The organism is Culturomica massiliensis, from assembly GCF_900091655.1.
GTDB classification, from domain to species: domain Bacteria; phylum Bacteroidota; class Bacteroidia; order Bacteroidales; family Marinifilaceae; genus Culturomica; species Culturomica massiliensis.
Window position 1 is genome coordinate 3381957 of the sequence record NZ_LT594621.1, and the last position, 22290, is coordinate 3404246.

Annotated in this window: 11 protein-coding genes; 8 read left to right on the top strand and 3 right to left on the bottom strand. The window is 42.8% G+C overall.

The window, feature by feature from the left end:
* The first annotated feature begins 43 nt into the window (after positions 1 to 43).
* Positions 44 to 760, top strand: coding sequence for a DNA repair protein RecO (gene recO / locus BN8908_RS15135; RefSeq protein WP_021987840.1), 717 nt, complete (start codon positions 44 to 46; stop codon positions 758 to 760).
* Here the strand turns inward: recO and rsgA are convergent, their stop codons facing one another.
* Positions 761 to 1681, bottom strand: a complete 921-nt coding sequence (gene rsgA, locus BN8908_RS15140) for a ribosome small subunit-dependent GTPase A (protein WP_021987841.1) — start codon at positions 1679 to 1681, stop codon at positions 761 to 763.
* Between the two features lie 177 nt (positions 1682 to 1858).
* Here rsgA and BN8908_RS15145 point away from each other — a divergent pair, with 177 nt between their 5' ends.
* From BN8908_RS15145 to BN8908_RS15175, 7 genes are all read left to right on the top strand, one after another.
* A complete protein-coding gene (locus BN8908_RS15145; RefSeq protein ID WP_021987842.1) occupies positions 1859 to 2788 on the top strand; it encodes an ABC transporter ATP-binding protein in 930 nt (309 codons plus the stop codon).
* An 8-nt stretch (positions 2789 to 2796) separates the two neighbouring features.
* Positions 2797 to 6132 (top strand): golvesin C-terminal-like domain-containing protein, encoded by a 3336-nt coding sequence (locus tag BN8908_RS15150; RefSeq protein WP_068691471.1) that lies wholly within the window; start codon positions 2797 to 2799, stop codon positions 6130 to 6132.
* Between the two features lie 19 nt (positions 6133 to 6151).
* A complete protein-coding gene (locus BN8908_RS15155; RefSeq protein WP_021987844.1) occupies positions 6152 to 7612 on the top strand; it encodes a TolC family protein in 1461 nt (486 codons plus the stop codon).
* A 36-nt stretch (positions 7613 to 7648) separates the two neighbouring features.
* A complete protein-coding gene (locus BN8908_RS15160) occupies positions 7649 to 8707 on the top strand; it encodes an efflux RND transporter periplasmic adaptor subunit (RefSeq protein ID WP_068691473.1) in 1059 nt (352 codons plus the stop codon).
* 196 nt (positions 8708 to 8903) lie between these two features.
* A complete protein-coding gene (locus tag BN8908_RS15165) occupies positions 8904 to 11978 on the top strand; it encodes an efflux RND transporter permease subunit (RefSeq protein WP_068691475.1) in 3075 nt (1024 codons plus the stop codon).
* 24 nt (positions 11979 to 12002) lie between these two features.
* Complete coding sequence (locus BN8908_RS15170; RefSeq protein WP_021987848.1) at positions 12003 to 16748, top strand: efflux RND transporter permease subunit; 4746 nt, start codon at positions 12003 to 12005, stop codon at positions 16746 to 16748.
* Positions 16749 to 16808: 60 nt separating this feature from the next.
* Positions 16809 to 17510: a hypothetical protein gene (locus tag BN8908_RS15175; RefSeq protein WP_021987849.1), complete on the top strand. Its 702-nt coding sequence runs from the start codon at positions 16809 to 16811 to the stop codon at positions 17508 to 17510.
* Here BN8908_RS15175 and dnaG read toward each other — a convergent pair whose 3' ends face one another.
* Positions 17511 to 19460 carry a DNA primase gene (gene dnaG / locus BN8908_RS15180; protein WP_068691480.1) on the bottom strand — a complete coding sequence of 650 codons (1950 nt, stop codon included), beginning with the start codon at positions 19458 to 19460 and terminating at the stop codon, positions 17511 to 17513.
* 137 nt (positions 19461 to 19597) lie between these two features.
* Entirely contained in the window at positions 19598 to 22213 is a 2616-nt protein-coding gene (locus tag BN8908_RS15185; protein ID WP_068691482.1) for a TonB-dependent receptor plug domain-containing protein, read from the bottom strand.
* Between the last annotated feature and the right edge of the window lie 77 nt (positions 22214 to 22290).

Genomic DNA, 22290 nt, shown 5'->3' on the forward strand with positions numbered 1-22290 from the left:
AGCTTATTTTAGACCGTGTTACTATTTTTAAGTTATACTTTATATGGAAGTAGCTAATATAGTTGTTCTTAAAATATTAAATTTTTCAGATACACAGAAAATAGTACATGCTTTTTCGAAGGAGAGCGGTTATCTTTCTTTTATTTCTCCTTCTTCTTTGTTCCGGAAAAAGAGTTGCACTGTTAATCTTTTTCAGGTTTGTGAAGTTGAATTTTTTCCCAATGAAAAGGGAAATTTTCAAAAACTGAAATCTGTTTCTCCGCTTTTGAGTCTTTCAAATATTTATCTCGATATTTACAAAATGAATATTATTGTATTGTGGAGTGAAATTTTAAATTTAATTTTGAAAAATGAACAGAAAAATATAAATCTTTTTGAGTTTATTTTGAAATCGGTTGACTATCTGAATACGACTCAAAATGATACCGCGAATTTTAATTTATTTTTTCTATACAGGATAGCGGCGCTGATTGGATTTAAAATCGATTCATCCACCTATTCGCAAGGTTGTGTTTTCAATGTAAATGATGGTACTTTTGTTTCTCCGGATACAAATGAACCCTATATTTCCGGACCGAATGCTGCCAAAACAATTTTTACGTTGTGTACTTGTCAGGTTGAAGATTTAAAGCAAATAGCTTTAGACCGCAAGAGCCGGAGTATTCTTTTGGACATTATTTTGCTTTTCTACAGTATTCATTTAAATACGGATCTCAACGTTAAGAGTATTCGCGTTATACGGGAAGTGTTCGAAGATTGATTATCTGTACTTTTCTTTGCTTTCTTCCATCATGCTGAGATAGCTCCAATACCGGCTTTCACTGATTCTTCCGTTTTGGACGGCTTCTATGACAGCACAACCGGGTTCGTGAATATGGGTACAGTTGTAAAAGCGGCAATGTTCGGAAACCCGGAATATTTCGGGGAAAAAGTGAGAAATTTCTTCCTTTTCCATATCGATGATCCCGAAACTTCTGACTCCCGGGGTATCGACAATGTATCCTCCTTCGTTCAACGGGAACATTTCGGCAAAAGTCGTCGTATGTTTTCCGGTATCGTGGCTGTCTGATATGCTTGCGGTTTTTAGTTGAAGTTGGGGTTCGATACAATTGATCAGTGTGGATTTGCCAACCCCTGACATGCCGGACAAAACAGTAACTTTGTCTTTTAATAATTCCCGGAGTTCTGTGATATTCTGACCTGTTACCGCAGACACCTGCAAGCACCGGTAACCGATTTCTGAATATATTGTTATTAGTTCTGTCGCTTTTTCCCGGTCGGTATTATCGTATAGGTCGCTTTTGTTGAAGACCAGAATGGCCGGAATATTGTATGCTTCCGTCGTTGCTAAAATCCGGTCGATGAATACTGCAGAGGTTACCGGATGGTTGATTGTGGCAATGAGTAATGTCTGATCTACATTGGAGGCAATAATGTGTGCTTCTTTGGAGAGGTTTGTAGATTTCCGGATAATATAATTGCGCCGTTCACCGATTTCTGTGATAACAAAGTTGTCTTCGTTTTTTTCCAGGCTGACTATATCGCCGACGGCTACGGGATTGGTTGTACGCAATCCCTTCGTACGTAATTTTCCCCGGATACGGGCTTCGATTATTTCTCCGTTCGTCCTTTTTACCAAGTACCAACTCCCGGTAGACTTTATTACGATACCTTTTTCCATCTCTTATTTTTCTTGAAGGCAAAAGTAATATTCTTCGCGGAATATTTATGGCCGGAAGACTAAACCTTTGAGGTAAATTTTTGTCATACTGTTATTAAAATATTAAAAGTGTGTAAAAATAGTTATTGTAGGCGTGAATTTGTTACTTTTAAGCCTTCAAAGACGTGGTGGTAAACGATGAAAATACAAATCAAGAATCTCAGTAAAATATATCCTGACGGACATAAGGCTTTAAATGAATTGAATCTGGTCATCGAGCCGGGTATGTTCGGTTTGTTGGGGCCTAACGGTGCGGGTAAAACGACATTGATGCGAATCATGACGTTGTTGCAAAGTGCTACGTCGGGAACGATTTTTTTCGATGATTATGACATTGCCAAAGATCGTAAAGCTATCCGTTCTGTATTAGGTTATTTACCTCAGGATTTCCGTTTTTTTGAAAAATTGAAAACCTGGGAATTCCTGGATTACGGAGCCGGGTTGGCTGGAATCAAAGGGGTGAAGAAAAGGGCAGAAATTGTAGACGAAATGTTGCGCAAGGTGGGTTTGTTCGAGGTGCGCGATCGTTGGGCGAATCGTTTGTCGGGAGGTATGAAGCGTCGTTTAGGCATTGCACAGGCTATTATCGGAAATCCGAGAGTGATCATTGTCGATGAGCCGACTACCGGACTGGATCCGGAAGAACGTATCCGTTTCCGGAATATTTTGTCGGAGGTCAGTGATCAGGATGTCATTATTATTCTTTCCACTCATATCGTGGGAGATATTTCCAGTACGTGTAAGAAACTGGCTTTATTGAATAAAGGGGAATTGAAATTTGAAGGTTCGCCCGACGATATGATCGAGTTGGCGCAGGGAAAGGTATGGGAAATATTTGTTACCGATCAGGAGTTCAAGGATATCAAGGAAAAATATCCGATTATTTCGACGATTCCTTCTAACGGAGGTTGGGATATACAGGTCGTTGCCGATAATCTGGACGGTTTCGGCGGAAAGATGATCACCCCTAATATAGAACACGCTTATGTCTATTTTATGGACTATCTTTTACAGGATAGGATGGATATGTATGCCGATAAGGAAGAAGGTGGAGAGTTATTTAAATAGAGTTTAATATGAATATTCATACGATAAACGTTATTGCGCGGTACGAAGTGAAGCTACTGAAAAGGAGTTGGTTGTTTCGTATTTTTGCAATATTGGTACTGTTGATTCTGACATTGACTCAATTGAGCAATCTTTCTCCGGTTTTCTGGAAATATAGCGAGACCTGGAATTATGTCGGAGTGACTTCTTTGATCCCTTTTTTTACGACCTATCTCTACAATATTGCTCAATCGGTAATTGTTGTTTTTCTGGCCGGTAGTTTTTTGAAGCGGGATAAGAAATTGGATACAGCCGAAGTTATTTATGTACGTCCGATGAGTAATGCGGATTATATTGTCGGAAAAGTATGGGGGATTACCCGGGTATTTCTCGGATTGAATATAATTACCTTACTGGTCGGGATGTTTGTCAATTTAGTAGTGGGAGGTTCCCCTTTCAGTATTTTCCCTTATTTGTTTTATCTTTTTACGATTTCGTTGCCTTCCTTGTGGTTTGTGCTGGGATTGTCGTTTACATTGATGTGTATATTGAAAAATCAAGCCGTAACGTTTATTGTAATGTTGGGTATTATTGGTACGCTTTTTTTCTATGTCGGGGATAATTTGTACGGAGTGTTTGACTTTTTCGGTGTCAATATTCCGGCTATTTTTTCTGATGTAACGGGGCATCCGGATTTGGCTTTGTTTTTATTACAGCGTACCGTTTATTTCTTGGGGGGGATCGCTCTTTTGTGTTTTACGATAACATTGGTCAAGCGTTTGCCTCACCGTCCCTGGAAAACGGTTATTATAAATATCTGTGCTTTTGTATTGCTGTTGGTCAGTGTGGGAACGGGTTTTCTGTATGTCCGGCATTTCCGGCATATTGCCGAGGTTCGGAAGGAATATATTGCATTGTTTGATAAGTATGCTGTTTTGCCGAAAGCGGACATTTCTTCGAATGACATAACTATAAAGCAGAGTGGAAACAGCCTGGAAGCCGAAAGCCGGATGCTGGTAAAAAATAGCCGCGGGGAAATGATTCCGCAGGTTATTCTTTATTTGAATCCGGGGGTAGAAATTCTAGGCTTGGAAGTTGCCGGTCAGGCGGTTACATATGAGCGGGAAAAGCAGGTCTTATTGATTGATCAGGCGTTGCAGCCCGGCGAAGAAAAACAGATTACCATCCGTTATGCCGGGCCGCTGGATGAGAATGTTTGTTATACGGATATAGACGAGAAAGATTTTTTGGCTAATCCGACGGGGAACACATTTTCTTTCCGGTATGGAAAACGCTATGTTTACCTGGAAGACCGTTACACCATTCTTACTCCTGAATGTTTGTGGTATCCGGTAGCGGAATCGCCTGCTTATCCGGCTATGCCTTACAATATTAAGAAGGAATTTACCCGTTATACGCTTACTGTCGAACATCCGGAGAATAGAACGGCCATATCTCAGGGAGATGCTGTCCGGGAAGAGGGAAAAACCGTATTTTCCAATGCCACACCTCTGCCTTGCATCAGTGTAGCAATCGGTGATTACGAGAAAAAAGCCATTTCTGTGGATTCTACGGATTATGAGTTGTATTATTTCAAAGGGCATGACTTTTTTTCGAAGTATTTTGAAGAGATACAGGATACTTTGCCGGCAATTATACGGGAAATCCGGGCCGACCTGGAAGTCGGTAAAAACAGAAGTTATCCTTTTTCAAAGTTTGTTATGGCTGAGACTCCGCTTCCTTTTACCGGATATATTCGTAATTGGAAAGGATATACCGAGCAGGTGATGCCGGAAATTGTTTTTTTGCCGGAACGAGGCTTACGGACACAGGTCGATTTCAGGGCAGAACAACATCGGATCAGGGATTGGCGTAATCAGAATGATATACCTGAAGATAAGGAAATTCAGGTGCAGATGTTAAAGAATTACATTAATAATACTTTTGTTGCAGAGACTTCTTCCGATGGGAGTATGCGTTGGAGTTCTTCTCCGGAGGTCAATAAGCTGAATATCGGAGCTATGTTTTTCGGATTTACGGGTTTTATGTATTCTGCCGATTATCCGATTATCGATGTTGCTTTGAATACAATGCAGAATACAAGTGAATCCAACCAGAGAAGATGGTTTTTTAGTACTGAATTGTCTGATAATCAACGGGCGAATGTTTATTTGCAGGATCACAGTTTTGAGGCTGCTATGAAAGATAAAAACATCAAGCCTCAGGTGTTTTATGAGGTGCTGAAGTTGAAAAGTAATTTTTTGAAAAGCTTTGTCGTTTCGCAGATACCAATGAAAACATTTCATTCTTTTTTGAGAAATTTCAATGAAAGCCATCTGTTTAAAGAAACGGACTTGGAGGAATTTTCGGAAAAATTTAAAGAAGAGTTTCATATCGATCTTGCTGATTTTATTCATCAATGGTATACGACGGATCATGCCCCTGAGATAAAATTAAAAGATGTTGATGTGAATCAGGTTATTCTGGATGATTTTACCAAATACCGGATCAGCCTGAAGGCTTATAATCCTTCGGATGTGGATGGTATGATCAATGTCAATGTCGAGAGTGGCGGCGGAGGTATGCGGGGAAGAGGTCCCCGTAGACCCGGATCGGGTGAGGATGAAGATAATATTCATCATTATTATATACCGGCAGGCAGTGCCCGGGAAATCAAGATCATTAACGACGATCGTCCCGGACGTATAACTGTAAATACGATGGTATCCCGGAATTTACCGAATGAGTTCGATTTCAATTTCTCCAAAGTAGATACCGAGGTTTCCGATACATTGACGGGAGCTTTTCCGATAGATACGGCTGTTTTTGCTGCTGTTCCCGGCGAGATTATCATAGATAATGAAGACCCCGGTTTCCGCACAATCGAGGGAAATACACGACATAAGCTGAAAGATTTATTCCGGAAAGAAGAGGAGGATAAATACCAGAATTTTATGCCTTGGCGTTATCCGTCGAAATGGACTGCCGTTGTTAAGAGCTCTTGTTTTGGAGAGTCGGTACATTCGGCTGTTTATAAAAGTAAAGGTACCGGTGCCAATAAGGTTGAATGGACGGCTGAAATCCCGAAGGATAATTATTATGAGATATTTGTATGGAATCCTAAATTCGAGATTTGGTTTTGGGGAAGACACAACCGCACCCGTAACGACCAGACCCAAACCTATACGATTGCTTACGATGAAGAGAAAGAGACGGCATCCGTTGATTTTGCACAGGAAGAAAACGGATGGGTGTCGTTGGGAAGCTATTATTTGCCGGCAGGCAGAGTGACTGTGACATTGACGGATAAGGTTTCTTCTGTTTTTGTCTCAGCGGATGCAGTGAAGTTTACATTGATTAAATAATATAACTAAGGCAATAAGTATGTACAGACACGCTTTATTCGTTTCGTTTTTTCTGCTTTGCGGGAGTATCTGTTTCGCACAGCAAGTACTGACATTGGACAAGGCCTTGAGCATTGCTTTTCAGAACAGTCCGGCTTTGATACAAAGTAAGTTGAGCCTTCAGCAGAATGAGCTGAATTTACAGGCTCAGCAAGCTTCTTTGAAGTCACAGTTTTCCTTAGATGTCAGTCCGTTTAATTATTCCCGTAGCAGTCAGTATGACAGTTATAACAGCAAATGGTTTGACAGTAAGACTATGAGTTCCTCGGCTTCTCTGGGAATTGTACAGCCGATTAAATGGACGGACGGTACGGTTTCTTTGGTGAACGACGTGTCCTGGCAGGATGCTTCCAATCGTTCTTCCGGGGGAAAGAGTACCGCTTTCAATCACAATATTTCTTTGCGGATAGAGCAGCCCATTTTTACTTATAACCGGACGAAGATGCAATTGAAGGAATTGGAATTAAGTCTTGAAAATGCCCGATTGAGTTATGCTATGCAGCAACTGAATATCGAGAAGAATGTGACGGATAATTTCTATTCGGTATATCAGCGGTTTAAAGATTTATCGATTGCCCGGGATGAGTATGCCAACCAGAAACAGAATTACGATATTATAAAAAATAAGGTGGAAGCCGGATTGGTTGCCCGGGAAGAACTTTTTCAGGCTGAGGTGAATCTGGCTACCAGTGAATCGTCCGTATATACGGCTGAAATAAATTATGAAAATGCGAAGGATAATTTCAAGTTGTTGCTGGGGGTTTCTCTGGACGAGGACATCGCCGTATTGCCGAATACGGAAGTAGAATCCATCACCGTGAATACGGAAGAAGCTGTAAAGCATGGATTGGACCAACGGATGGAATTGCGTCAAAAACAGATTACATTGGAGCGGGATGTTTTTTCTATTATCCGGGCAAAGGCAGAAAATGAGTTTAAAGGAAATATTTCTGCCCGTGTCGGCCTCAATGCTCTGGGAGATAAGGTGGGAAATATGTATGATAATCCGACGGATAATGAACAAATCGGGGTAAGTTTGACTATTCCGATTTTCGACTGGGGAGCTAAAAAGGCAAGAGTACAGTCAAGTAAGCTGGCCATGGAATCGGACGAAGTGGATATGAGCGAGCAGAAGAAAGAGATTACGATAAATATACGGCAGATTTGCCGGAATTTACCGACCCTGATCAATCAGATCAACATAAAGAAAAAGAGTATAGAAAATGCGGAACGTACTTATGAGATCAATCTGGAAAAATACAGGAACGGAAATTTAACCGGTATGGAGTTGCAACAATACCAAACCCAGCTGACGAGTGCTAAACAGGAATATACCAATGCGATTATCAGTTATAAGCTGGAGTTATTGAATCTGAAAGTACAGACATTGTGGGATTATACGACGAATAAATCGTATTTGCCTTTGGAAGCAAAAAAATAAATTAATTTAATACGATATAAATAAAATCTCAATACTATGAATAATTACTTTAAGCTAATCGGTGTTCTGACCTTGGGGATGGCATTGTATAGTTGTGGCGGAGATCGGAATAATCAGTCGGGAGAAACGACGACGCCCGTGTGGGTAGATGATGTTCGTCAGCGTACGATAGAAGAATTTATAACGACGACAGGTACGGCTAAAGCAACCCGTACCGTAGAACTGAAATCGGAAACGAACGGGGATTATGTTTTACAGACAAACCCGAAGACCGGTAAGCCGTATCAGTTGGGAGACATCGTGGAGGCCGGTGCTGTAATCGTTCGTTTGGAAAATAAAGAATACGAGAATAATGTGCAGTTGGAAAGTAAAAAGCTGAACATCCAGATCACGGAGAAGGAATGGGAAGGACAGAAGACTTTACTTGAAAAAGGAGGAGCGACACAGAAAGATGTGAATAATGCAGAGACGGCATATATCAATGCAAAGCTGGAATTGGAAAATGCTTATATTACTTTAGGCAAGATGAGTGTAAAGGCACCGTTTAAAGGGGTCATAGTCAGTTTGCCTTATTATACTCCCAATGTTGAGGTGGCTTCTGCCCAGCCGGTTGTCGGTATTATGGATTACAGTAAAATGTACCTGGAAACGCAATTTCCGGAAAATGTGATGCCGAAACTGAAAGTGGGTCAAAGGGTGTATGTTACCAATTACAATATCAAATCGGATACATTAAAAGGATTGCTGACTCAATTGTCACCGGCGATCAATGAAGATACCCGGACATTTTCGGGCTATATCCAGATCGATAATCCTGAATTGAAGCTTCGTCCGGGAATGTTTGCCAAAGCAGACGTTATTACGGTACGTAAGGATTCGGTACTTTCTATTCCGAAAGAAATCGTGACGAGTCGCCGGGGAAATAAGATTGTCTTTACAGTAGATCGCTCTGCCGCACAGCAAAAAGTAATTACGGTCGGTATCAGTGACGATAAATATGTGGAAGTGGAAAAGGGATTGGAAAAAGGAGAAAAGGTGGTTGTGAAAGGATACGAGTGGTTGCGTGACAGAAGTAAGGTAAAAGTGATGAAATAACGGTTTGTACCGGTAAGTATTTATTGTAGATTCTGGATTTGGGTTTTAGGTTGTCCCACCAAGCTTTCCGGCGGATGGGGAGAAGCGTAAATTCAAAACGGATATAGGTTTTAAATTTTAGATTCTGTGAATCTGATAACGAATCAATCTTCCGGATAATTTACAATTTGATTGTAGGTAATAAAAGTAAAATAAGATGAATCAAATAACCAAGTTCGCAGTTAAATATCCCGTGAGTGTGCTGATGATTACATTGGCTATCTGCCTGCTCGGGATTATTTCTTACAATAAACTGGGAACCGATTTATTCCCGGATTTAAAGAATCCGGCATTATATATTGATTTGCAGGTGGGGGAACGTCCGCCTGAAGAAGTGGAAAAACAGTTCGTCGAGAATATCGAGTCATTGGCGGCCCGTCAGGATGGGGTGAAGAGTGTAAAAAGCAGTTGTATGGCCGGTTCGGCTTTGATTACTGTAGAGTATGACTGGGATCAGGATATGGATGCGGCTTTTCTCGATTTACAACGAAGTGTTTCACAAATAGCCCAGAATTCCGAAGTTACTTCTTTGAATGTATCCCGTTATGATGCCAATGCAAAGCCGGTAATGACACTGGCGCTTACTCATAACGAGATCAAGGATATGAACGAATTGCGCAAAATAGCCGAAAACTATATGCGCAGTGAGTTGGTGCGTTTGGACGGCGTGGCCGATATACAGTTGAACGGACAGGAGAATGTCTATGTCGAGGTGAAGACCGATCCGTATATGCTGGAAGCTTTTAATTTGACGGCAGACGACATTGCTTCTAAAATAGAAAGCGTTAACCGGAATGTTTCCGGGGGGACGATTGTAAATGAGGATATTCAATATACAGTGAAAGGGGTTAACCTGATTCGGGATATAGAGGATATCAGTAACATCATTGTGGCGTTTAAAGAACCGGCTGCAGACGAAAACGGTGCGTCCTCTTCTGCAACAAATGTGAAGGCTCCGGTTTATTTGAAAGATGTAGCTGTCGTGCAGACTGTAAATAAGGATCCTGATAATATCGCCCGTTTTAACGGAGAACGTTGTCTGGGAATCAGTATTTACAAAGAAAATAAATTCAATACGGTTAAGGTCGTTGAAAATATTCAGAATAAGCTGGAGGAATTGCGGAAGAGTATGCCCGGTTATGAGTTCAATATCATTACCAATCAGGGTGATTTTATCGGCGCATCTATCGGAGAAGTAAAGGATTCTGCCGTATTGGGAATATTGTTGGCGGTGATTGTATTGTACGTCTTTTTGAGGCGTATCAATACGACTTTGATTGTCAGTCTGTCTATTCCGATTTCCATTATTGCAACCTTTAATCTTATGTATTTCAATGGCCTGACAATGAATATTATGACGTTGGGAGGATTGGCATTGGGGGCTGGAATGCTGGTGGATAATGCGATTGTCGTCATGGAAAATATCATCCGGAATCTGGAAAATGGTTTGTCGGTGAAGGAAGCTGCCGTTAAAGGTACTTCAGAGGTATCGGGAGCGATTACTTCTTCTACCTTGACGACAATCGTCGTTTTTTTGCCGATCGTATATATTCAGGGGGCAGCGGGAGAATTGTTTAAAGAGCAGGCCTGGACGGTTACTTTTTCATTGTTGTCGTCTTTATTTGTAGCCATATTGTTTATTCCGATGTTGTCTTCCCGGTTTATCAAACAGGGAAGTAAGGATATAAAATCGGTAAAAATCAAAGGATTCGGAATTTTTATCGGTAAATTGCTGAAGCATCGTTATGCCGTTGTATTGGGGGCCTTGATATTGATGATTGCGGCATATATGACATTGCCTTTGATCGGTATGGAATTTATGCCGAAAGCCGAGTCGAGGGAGTTCAATGTAAAATTGACCTTGGAGACGGGTACCCGTTTAAAAAGTACGGACTATGCAGCTTCTTCTATTGAGGAGATGATCCGGGACCTGGGCGGAGAGAATCTGGAGTGGATGTATACGCTGGTCGGCCCTTCGAATACGGATATCGAAGCCGGAACCAAAGCCAAAGAAGAGCATCAGGCGGAAATCAAAGTTATGCTCCGGAAAAATTCAACCATCGATGCGGATTATCTGATAACGGCTCTCGGACAAAATGCCGATATGCCGGAAGATGTCGAATTGACTTATGAAAAGGAACAGTCTGCTTTGCAGAGTGCTTTGGGGACAGAAGGGGCTCCTTTGGTCATTGAGATAAAAGGAGAGGAGATAGAAGTGCTGGAGCAACTGTGTGCGGATGTAAAGGCACGGATTTCGGATATAGCAGGGCTTTATGATATCGAAACTTCGATGGAAAAGGGGGCGCCGGAAGTCAATGTCAATATCGACCGCTTGCGGAGTGGTATTTATGGGGTGGATGTTGCCTCTGTTTCCCAACAGGTGCAGGAAAAACTGAATGGAAAAGCTGCCGGTAACTATGAATCGCAGGGAGAACCGGTAGATATCGAAATCCGGGTACCTGAAATTTCATTGGCGGATTTACAGAACGTAGAAATTCGTCAGGGAGATAAAAAATACCGTTTGGGAGAAATTGCCGAAGTGAGTGTGACGACGGCTCCCAAAGAAATTGCCCGTAATAATCAGAATCGGATCGGAAGAGTAACGGCTTTGCTGGCGAAGGACTATTCGTTGGGAAGGGTCACTCCGGAGGTGAATGCCCGTTTGGATGAGGTGGAATTCCCGGCGAAATATTCGGCAAAGATTACGGGAGAGGAGGAAAAGAGAGCTGAATCTTTCAATGGATTGGGTTTCGCTTTGCTTTTATCCATTATTTTGGTATATATGGTAATGGCCTCGCAATTTGAATCGTTGCGGCATCCTTTTACGATTTTACTGACCATTCCTTTGGCCGGGGTCGGAAGTATCCTGGCGTTCCTGCTGACAGGACAGACATTGAATATGATGGCTTTTATCGGAATCATCATGCTGGCGGGAATAGCGGTAAACAGTTCTATTATTCTGGTCGACCGGATAAATCAGTTGAAAGAGCAGGGAATGGAGCTGACAGAGGCAATTATGGCCGCAGCCCAGCAGCGTATACGACCGATTATCATGACGGGGCTTACGACGATTTTAGCTCTGTTGCCGATGTGTTTCGGATTCGGGGAGGGAGCTTCTTTGCGTTCTCCGATGGCGTTGGCTGTTATCGGTGGTTTGGTTACGGCGACCATATTGACATTGATCGTTATTCCTTGTGTGTATTATATTTTTGACCGGAAAGTCAAAAAATAATTTTTGATTTTTGACTTTAATGAAATGGATAAACTGATTAAACGTCGTGTTTTGATTTCAATGCTTTTCATCGGTTTAACGCTGATGGGGTATTTTTCCTATAGCTATCTGCCTATGGAACTCTATCCGAATGCTGAATTGCCGATGCTGAGTGTAAATATTACGACAACGAATGAACTTGATCCGAAGTATATCGAGAGTCAGGCTGCTATTCCGGTAGAAGGTGTGATAAGTGCCCTGGAAGGGGTTGAGAAGATCGAAACCCAGATTTCCACCCGGAATGCCCGGATTACGGTTACGTTCGTGAAAAGTACTGATATCAAGTATGCTTACCTGAAATTGGAAGAAAAGATCAAGGCGATTACGGCAAATATACCTGACGAATTCAGAATTTCGGTAAACAAAGCTCCGACCGGGATGGTGAATTCTCAGTTTATGACTTTATTTGTCTTAAGTGATGAGGATGTCGACTATGTACGCAGTGTCACTGACGCAGATATTGCTCCGATATTGGAAAATATCGATGGGGTGGCTGCCGTGTCGGTTATGGGAGGACGCCAGAAAAGCATCGAAATTATTATCGATCAGGACAAGTGTGATGCTTTAAAGTTGACTACTTCTCAAATCAGTTCGCTCATTAGCCGGAATATGGCAGAAAAAACCTTTGCCGGTCCGGCTTATGAAAATAACAGGCGTTATTTTGTCAATGTAACGGCAGAGTATTTGAAAACGGAAGACCTGGGGAATATTGTCGTTGCCCAGGGACCGGTGTTGCTGAAGGATATCGCTGAAATCCGCTTCGGAATTAAAGAGGAAGAATCTTACTCCCGGGTGAACGGCAAGGAGGTGATAACCTGTATTGTCGCGAAATCTCCACAAGTCAATGTTATCGAGTTGTCGGAGCGGGTCAGAGCGGAGATCGGTAAACTAAATGCGGAATTAGAGACGAAAGGAGTCAGTATAAAGATCGATACGGATGTGGCGGAGACCATGAATGAGAATATCGATACGATTGTCAATCTGGGTTTGACGGGTGCAATCCTGGCGATTTTTATTCTTTATCTTTTCTTGCGGAATTTGAGGATTGTAACGATTATTGCTTTCGCGATCCCGATTTCGGTTTTTTCTTCTTTCTATTTCTTTTATTTGAGCGGGATAACGATCAATACGCTTACGTTGACGGGAATTGCTCTGGCGGTCGGGATGTTACTCGATAACTCTGTCGTCGTCATGGAGAATATATTCCGTTTGCGGGGGATTGGTGTGTCTGCTGAGGAAGCATCAGTGAGGGGGACGAAAGAAGTATGGAAGGCAATTCTGGCGGCGACTTTGACGACAATTACCGTTTTTCTGCCTTTTGTGTTTGCCGACAATTACATGATCAAGCTGATCGGTGAGCATGTGGGTGTATCTATTGTGGCGACACTGACTATTTCTCTGGTCGTGGCTTTGTTGCTGGTTCCTATGGCAGTGAATTATTTTATGACCAGAAAGGATCATCCCGTTAATTTCAGTTCCCTTTCTATTTACAGCCGGCCGGTGCAGGTTTATATCGCTATTTTAAAATATTGTCTGCGTAAACCGGCGCAGATCGTTATCGGGTCGATTCTTGCATTGATCATAACAATTGTGTTGTCACTGACATTGACGCTCAATACATTGAAAGAAGTGGAGTCGGATACTTTCGAGGTGTATATTACTTCTCCGACGGGGTATACGCTTGGCCGTACCGACGATATGATCCGCCGTTATGAGGAGGAATTGCTCGGAGTGCCTGAAATTGAACAGATTACTTCCAAAATATATGCAGAAGATGCCAATGTCAGTATTAAGCTGAAAAAGGATTTTAAAAATATCGATCAGAAATCGCTGAATGAGGTCAAGAGTATGGTGTTGGATAAGGCCCGGCGATTACGGATCTGGAACATCAGTCTGGAAGCCCGGAGTAGCAGCCAGAATTTCCAGGGTGGTGGAGGAAGTGCCATTATGGGTGGTGGGGAAGAACTGCTCAAATTGATGGGAATGGGAAATCAGACGGAGAAGATTATCATCAAAGGACAGGATTTTGAGAAAATGGAGAATCTTGCTGAATATGTGGAATATCAATTGCAGGATCTGGAAAATATTAATTATGCCTGGGTAAATACTTCACGGGGGAAGCCGGAAGCCCGTATTCAGTTCGACCAGTATCTGATGGGGATCTATGACGTGACACCCAATAATGTGGTGACGGAATTGGTGAATTTTGCTCCTGAGAATACGACTCAAATCAAATATAAGGCCGGAGATGAGGAATATGATATCATCATTAAAGACAAAGAATTTGCAGAGGCGGATGAGGATGATAAACAAAAGCAGCGTAATTTGGATGAGCTGCGGGAAATGAAAGTCACGAATCAGAACAGTTCCCTGATTGATTTACGGAGTTTCAGCACGATTAATCTTACACGCGGACAAGGCAACATTACCCGGGTAAATCAGGATAAAGAGATCGAGGTCAGGTATAGTTTCGTTTCGGATGTCAATGAGTCGAAAGAGTTTTTGGAGGCCGCCCGGACCGAGATTGATGAGATGGTGCAGAAATTGGATATCCCGTCCGGTTTGGCTGTCGAAGTCGTGCATGAGGAAAACGAGACGGAGGAATTCACATTCCTGATTTTGGCCGCTTTCGTTATCATTTTTATGATTCTGGCTTCTGTTTTCGAATCGTTGAGTGCCCCTGTCGTATTGATGTTTGCCATACCCTTGGCGGCTATCGGTTCGTTACTGGCGTTATTGTTTACCAATAATTCGCTGATGAATGCGAATGTAATGATCGGTTTTATTATCCTGATCGGTATTGTGGTAAACAACAGTATTATTCTGATCGATTATACCTCTTTACTGAGGCGGCAAGGAAACCGGAAATTACGGGCGTTGTTGCTGGCGGGTATTTCCCGTTTGAGGCCGATTTTAATAACGGCAATTACGACGATTGTGGCTATGGTGCCGTTAGCGATGGGGAAAGGTGAGTTTGTCGCCGGGTTAGGTGCTCCTTTTGCTATTACGGTGATCGGCGGATTGACAATGAGTACTTTGTTGACATTGGTAATTATTCCTACCTTATATTCCGGGTTGGAGGATGCGTTAAGACGTCTCCGCACCCAGAGTCTTACCATGAAAATTCTGCAATTGACATTATTGTTGGTTGCTGTGATATGTATTATGGTGTTCTCCGATTCGTTACTGTGGCGGATTGCTTATCTGATAGGGGCTGTCATTCTGGTGCCGGGAGTGACCTGGTTTATGGAAGGGAGTCTGCGCCGGGCCAACAGCCATATTATTCCGGAAGACCGGGAAATTACAATTCAGGTACGGAATCTGGTAAAAATTTATGGACGTCCCTCTGAATTTAAGCGTGAATGGCTATCCGGGCAGCGGATTCGGGAACGGCTTGGGCTGAAAGAAGAATACCGGAATTGGAAAGATTTACGGCTTTTGTTCTGGCTTGTGCCGTTGGCAGTATTCTTTTTTTATTTTGTGTATTATTACCAGGAAAATACATTCTGGGGAATGTTGTTTGCTATTCTGACATGGCTGTTGTTTATTCGCCTTCTCAGGATAGGACAAGAATTCCTGATGTTCCGTAACCGGCGTTTTCTGGGACGGATTGTGCGGGTGACCAGATTTGTATTGTATTATTTTTCTCCTTTTGTGACCGTTATATGGGCTATATTCAGATTCCATAGCGGAGGCGGTCCGGTTATGCTGGGCATGTTGTGGTATGCCGGTATTCTGGTGAAATATCTCTCAGATCGTATTCATAAGTATAATATCAATATCGATTTGATAGACGGGAGTTTCCGGGTTTTGCGGAAAAGTTTTTACCGTATGGCTACCAAAGTGCCGGTGATCGGTTACCGCAAAAAACCTTTTAAGGCTTTGAATGCCGTGTCTTTGGATATTCACACCGGTATGTTTGGGTTGTTGGGTCCGAATGGGGCCGGCAAGACGACGTTGATGCGTATTATTTGCGGTGTATTCGAGCAGAGTTACGGTAAAATATTTATCAATGGCATAGATACACAGGAGAAACGGGAAGAATTACAGGGATTGATCGGGTATCTGCCACAGGAGTTCGGTACCTATGAAAATCTGACTTCCTGGCAATTTCTGGAATACCAGGCATTGTTGAAAGGTATTTATGAAAAGGAAACACGGGTACGACGGATCAGGGAAGTACTTGAGGCGGTACACATGTATGAAAATAAGGACAAAAAAATCGGGGGCTTCTCCGGCGGTATGAAACAGCGTATCGGTATAGCACAGACACTGCTTAATCTGCCACGTATTTTAGTCGTCGATGAACCGACAGCCGGTCTGGACCCGAGAGAACGTATCCGTTTCCGGAATTTGTTGGTAGAACTGTCCCGCAACCGGATTGTAATATTCTCTACTCATATTATTGAGGATATTGCCAGTTCCTGTAATCAGGTCGGCGTTATTAACAAGGGATCGTTGAAATATCACGGGACACCTTCGGAAATGGTCGGTATTGCCAAAGACGTGACCTGGGTATTTGAAGTTTCGCTGGAAGAATTTGCTCAATTACCACCGGAATTGTTGATCGTACATCATATCCGTATGGGCGAAAGTATCCGGGTAAGATGTCTTTCAGAAACCCAGCCTGTCCCGAACGCTGTCCGGACAAACCCTGTATTGGAAGATTCTTATTTGTGGCTGTTGAGAGGGGTAAAGCTGGCAAATAATGAACAGATTATTACACAATAAACGATTGAAGCTAAAGGCGCTTTCCGGTGGCCTTTGGCTTTTTAGACTTTAGACATTGATATGAAACAATTTTTCGATACCTTATTACGCTTGTCGCATTACAATGTAAAGATCGTATTTGGGAATAAGTTTATTTATTTTGTATTGAGTGCTGTCGCTTTTTTTATCCTGACGGTGATCCTCAATCTGGTTTCCGATTCCGAAATTACGGAGAGTACGGGGTATAATATGTTGCTGGTGCCTTCTGTCCTGTTGATATTTTATCCGATGTGTTTCGGGATTCAGAATGATCAGGATGCCAAGATTATCGAAATTATTTTCGGAATACCGAATTATCGCTATAAAGTGTGGTTGTTCCGTTTGCTGATCGCTTATGTCATTTGTTTCGCCATTACACTGGGGTTGTCGCTGCTTACGGATTGGCTGTTGGTGGAAGTAGCACCGGTAGAGCTTACGCTTCAGGTTTTAGTACCGGCTTTTTTTATCGGTACACTTTGTTTTATGCTTAGTACGATTATTAAAAACGGAAACGGTACGGCGGTCGTTATTATTATTATCGGCTTGATATTTTTTATTATGCGCAATACCTTAGGAGCCAGTAAATGGAATGTTTTTCTGAATCCTTTCGATCTGCCTTTGGATAAAAATCCTGCTGTTTTTTACAGTATTGTGTTGAGTAACCGTATTATTTTGTTGATAGCTTCTGTAATATGTCTGTTGACAGGACTTTACCAAACACAAAACCGGGAACGATTTATTTGATTATTTAACTCCGGTACGACCGAGCTTTTCGTTCAGACGGGCCCGGATGCGGTTGATGGCATTTTTCTTTTTAATCCAGGTCAGAATTTCCTCTCCGTTACCGCTGTTTTGGAGTTCTAAGATTTTATTGTCGGCTTGCCGGGTCATTATTTCTACCCGTCGCATTTTGTAATTATCTACGATCTTAGGGAGTAACTCGGAAAAAAGACGTTCTTCTTTGACAACGCTGCTTTCCTTCTCCGTCCACATTTTGCTTAATTCGTAAGGTTCGCTGAGGATGTCGGCAGCGATGCTGCTGATGGCAGGATCAGTATGACCGATGAAAAATTTAGCCGGAATAAAGCCGGGTGTCTTATAATGAGCCCGATATTCTTTTTGAATTTCACAGAAGCCGGGATTAAACATTTCGAGTTCGTCTTCTCCGAGTTCTTCGATGATGTATTCGCCGACACTGACAGAGTAGGTGCCGTTATCCCGTTTTTCTTCGTATAACTCCTGGTTGCCGAATAACAGCAGGTAACGTATCAGTACACTTTCTTCGGTTTCGCAAAGTTTTTCCGTACTGTATACCGGAGGTGTTTTTTCCTGGGATTGAACCGGATGTGTTTGCTGATGCCGGACAATATGTTGGTGTGCGGCATCTGCGTTTTTACCTGTACGTATACGGGCGATTTCATTGTATAAAACGGTCTCTTCCACCTGCATGAGGGTCGCCGTTTCACGTACATATACCGAGCGGGTGATGCTGTCGGGTATGAGCGATATGCTGCGCACGATTTCCGTAATCAGACGGGCTTTTTCGATAGGATCATTACCGGCCTGATCCAGCAACAGCTTTGTTTTGAAGCTGATAAAATCCGTTTCATGATTTGTGATGTATTCCGATAATTCCTGGGGGGTACGCGATTGGGAGAACGAATCGGGGTCTTCGCCGTCAGGTAGTAACAATACCCTTACATTTAATCCTTCTTCAAGCACGAGATCGATTCCCCGGAGAGAAGCTTTTATACCGGCAGCGTCCCCGTCGTAAATGATCGTAACGTTTGGGGTAAGACGGCGGATCAGCCGTATTTGTTCGACTGTCAGAGATGTTCCGGAAGAGGCTACCGTGTTCTCGATACCTTTTTTATGGAAAGAAATAACGTCCAGATAGCCTTCTACCAGGTAACAACGATTGTGTTGAACAATACTTTTTTTGGCAAAATAGATACCGTATAAAGTGCGGCTTTTGTGATATATTTCCGATTCGGGCGAATTGAGGTATTTGGCGCTTTTTTTGTCGTTCGTCATGATACGGCCGCCGAAAGCGATGATTTTTCCGGCGATATCCCGTATCGGAAAGATAACACGTGCCCGGAACCGGTCGAATAGTCCTTTTTCGGATTCGATAGTCAAACCGGTTTTGACCAGGTACTCTTTTTTGTAACCTTTGGCGAGGGCTGCTTGGGTAAGACCGTCCCACTTTTCGGGACAATAACCTAGGCCGAATTTCTCGATTGTCTGTGCGTCCAGGCCTCTTTTGTGCAGATACCCCAAACCTACCGATTTACCTTCGTCTGTATGTAATAACTGATCGACAAAAAATTCTTCAGCAAAGTTTGTGACGATAAGCATACTCTCCCGTTCACTTTTTTCTTTCTTTTCCTCTTCGCTGAGCTCTTTTTCTTCAATGGTGATATTATAGCGGGCTGCCAGGTAACGAAGGGCTTCCACATAAGACATCTGTTCGTGTTCCATGATGAAATTAACGGCATTTCCGCCTTTCCCGCATCCGAAACATTTGTATATCCCTTTGGAGGGAGAAACGGTAAATGAACCGGTTTTTTCGTTATGAAAGGGACAACAACCGACATAGTTTACACCTCTTTTTTTGAGGCTGACGAAGTCGGAAACAACCTCGTAAATGTCGGCAGCATCGAAAATCTTTTGTATGGTGGCCTGATCGATCATGGCGCAAAGATAAAATATAAAACGTTTATATAGGCAGAATGAAAGCTGGTATAAGTCTTTTTTAATAAAAAAACGGAGTCGGAGACTCCGCTTTAGGGGTTTGTCAACAATCTCACAGGTAACTGTTGATAAGTTGATCAGTTCCTTTCGATCCGGATTTCCTGATGAATAGCTTCCCCATTATCCAGTAATCCTTCTACGGTTATGGTATAAGTTGAAGGCAGGTCGGCCGTAAAAAATGAAACGATAGCTTTGCCGGTACTGTCCGGAATAACGATCGGTTGCCAGTAAACGGTCGACCGGTAATCGGTTTCAGAGGAAGCCAGGACAGCCGGATCGTCGTAATCCGGCATGTAAAACTCTGCCGGGATAAGGCAACCGATTGGTCGGAAACGACAATAGCCGGGTCCTGCACTTTGACCGGTGGTCCCGAATTTGGTGTTGATAAGGATGACTCCGTTTATCCCGCTCATGCCCCACATGCTGAGTCGTCCTCCGTCTTTGATCACTCCGATGTTATTGACATTTTCGGGAATGATATTGGCAATAAAGGCTTCGTCCATTTCTATGCCGTCGACAATAAATAAAGGGCTCCCGCCACCCCGTATGGAAACTTTTTGATTACTGACAAATACTCCGGGAAGCCGCATAAGCATTTGGTAGATATTATTCATGCTTTCTTTGGGTAAATCTTCTTCTTTCAACAGGTAATCTGCTAATTCCGTGTAATTACCCGTTTCCTGCCATTCTTCCTGTTTTTTACGGGATCCTTTCACGACAGCTTCCTCAAGCATATAGACTTTGATGCCGTCTTGCATATAATAGTTGTCTTTGAAATTGTCCAGAAAGTTATCTTTAGAAGTGGATTCGAAGGCATATTTCCGGGGAAAGAAGATGTGTGATTCGGGAAAGACAGGCTCTTCGACTGTTACTTTTACGGATTTACCGCCGGATTCCTTATAGCCGCGTACCAGAAATAATGTCGTGTCCGGATATTCGAATCCCCGGATCAGAAATTTTCCGTTCTCATCTGCTTTGACATCTCCGAATGTCATTAAAGAAGGAACGAATACGCGCAATAAAGCATTGGGCATCGGCTTGTCGTTTGTATTGGTGATTTGTCCCCGGATTTGCTGTTCCAGTTCGACCGGGTATTCGGGAGGTAACACTTTCCCTTTTTGTTGTATGAGTTCTTCCACATCGAAACGTGTCCAGCCATGGGTAAGCATCAACAGGTCGGTTTCTTCCGGCCTTGCATAAGCATAGCTACCGGGTGATTCGATATAGCCTTTCAGGTCGGAATGCAATAACAGATAGCTGACGATATTTTCCGAACTACTGTCCCGGGCAACCTGACTGTCATTGGTGACAGAGATCGAGAAACTGCTTTCGGTAAATGTTGCTGCCGAGGGAACCAATTGCAGGGAAAGTTGTACTTTTTCCCTCCGTTCGTATATTTTTTTATCGGAGAGGATCGTCAGACGATTGGCAGCTTTCGGTTTTATAAAACAAAGGCGCTGACTGAAAACCCTGCCTTCCGTATTCATCAGTAAACAATGCAGGATGCCTCCCGGCAGGTTTTGGGTATCCATAGTACCGATAAATCCCGGTTTTACCGGAAAAGTGGTAATCAGTTGTCCCCGTAGGTGTAACACCAGATAAAGAGGGAGTGTATCTGAATCGATGGCTTTCTCTACCGATAACCGGATGGTATGTTCGTCCTGGTGTTTTAAAGATAAGGTATAACCTTTTGCCTGGGGAACCGGAAGGTCGATTTTTTTCTCCTGTCCCCCGGGACCCGTTGCCAGGGCATAGTATCTTTCTCCGTTTTTGGGAAACAGGGAAAAAATTCCCATTCCCAGATGTGTCGTGTTGAAAGCTCCTACCGGTTTATTTTTACTGTTGTATATAAATCCTCCGGTTTCAACGGATATTCCATTGTTGCCGACAGCTTTAAAAGCGATAACTTGCCGCATTCCTGCCAGCAGGCTTCCTCCTTCCGGAAAGAATTGCAGGCTAAAATCCGGAGATTGCAAGGGTAGATATACTTCTGTTTTATATTTGCGGGGTTTATCGTTGGCAAAAGAAAGTTCTATCCGGTCGATACTGTCCCGGCCGGCATAGTCGAATTTTAATTCTCCTTTGTCATTACTGCGGATAAAAGGGTTTTTTACTATTTTACTGCCGTGGAAGAGAGTCGTTTGAAAGTGTTGGCCGGAACAGAGGGTTCCGTTGCCGTTCATCAATGTTAATGTCGTTGTAATCCTGTCGTTACTGTCTGTTTGCTGGTTTGTATGTATGTGCAGATGGTCTGCGGCAGGTAAAATACGTATGTATTTCCGGAAGAAAAAGTCTTCACTGCTGTTTTGCATCCAACGGGAGTAAGCCTGTAAAGCGTAATTCCCCGGGTTTAAATCGAGGGGGAGCTCGATATTGCCGAAAAAGCAGGAATCGGCGAGTCTTATCTGTATTCGTTTACATACTTTATTTCCCTGGTCGATGAGTTCTACATATACATATCGGCTAAGCCGGCTGGGTACGTGGGTAACGGCATCTGCCAGATAAGCTCTCAGCCAGATTTGCTCACCCGGTGTATAAACCGATTTGTCCGTATGCAGATAGATTTTTTCTTGAGCTGACTGTTCATTGTACCGGGTGAAACAGTGTTGCAGCTTTTCTTCGAATGCATTATCCGTTTGTCCCTGACAGATGGAGGATAGTAAAATAAAGAAAACAATGGAAAATCGTTTCATAGGTGTTGCTTTTCTGGTTTTGGCTATTCCGGTATTTAAGACAGGAACCGGAATTGTTTTTAATTATTCCGGCTCCT

Bases quoted from the DNA above. Each gene is read 5' to 3' on its own strand.
- BN8908_RS15165 (WP_068691475.1), top strand. From the start codon at position 8,904: ATGAATCAAATAACCAAGTTCGCAGTTAAATATCCCGTGAGTGTGCTG.
- rsgA (WP_021987841.1), bottom strand. From the start codon at position 1,681: ATGGAAAAAGGTATCGTAATAAAGTCTACCGGGAGTTGGTACTTGGTA.
- BN8908_RS15175 (WP_021987849.1), top strand. From the start codon at position 16,809: ATGAAACAATTTTTCGATACCTTATTACGCTTGTCGCATTACAATGTA.
- BN8908_RS15160 (WP_068691473.1), top strand. From the start codon at position 7,649: ATGAATAATTACTTTAAGCTAATCGGTGTTCTGACCTTGGGGATGGCA.
- BN8908_RS15155 (WP_021987844.1), top strand. From the start codon at position 6,152: ATGTACAGACACGCTTTATTCGTTTCGTTTTTTCTGCTTTGCGGGAGT.
- BN8908_RS15145 (WP_021987842.1), top strand. From the start codon at position 1,859: ATGAAAATACAAATCAAGAATCTCAGTAAAATATATCCTGACGGACAT.
- BN8908_RS15185 (WP_068691482.1), bottom strand. From the start codon at position 22,213: ATGAAACGATTTTCCATTGTTTTCTTTATTTTACTATCCTCCATCTGT.
- BN8908_RS15150 (WP_068691471.1), top strand. From the start codon at position 2,797: ATGAATATTCATACGATAAACGTTATTGCGCGGTACGAAGTGAAGCTA.
- BN8908_RS15170 (WP_021987848.1), top strand. From the start codon at position 12,003: ATGGATAAACTGATTAAACGTCGTGTTTTGATTTCAATGCTTTTCATC.
- recO (WP_021987840.1), top strand. From the start codon at position 44: ATGGAAGTAGCTAATATAGTTGTTCTTAAAATATTAAATTTTTCAGAT.
- dnaG (WP_068691480.1), bottom strand. From the start codon at position 19,460: ATGATCGATCAGGCCACCATACAAAAGATTTTCGATGCTGCCGACATT.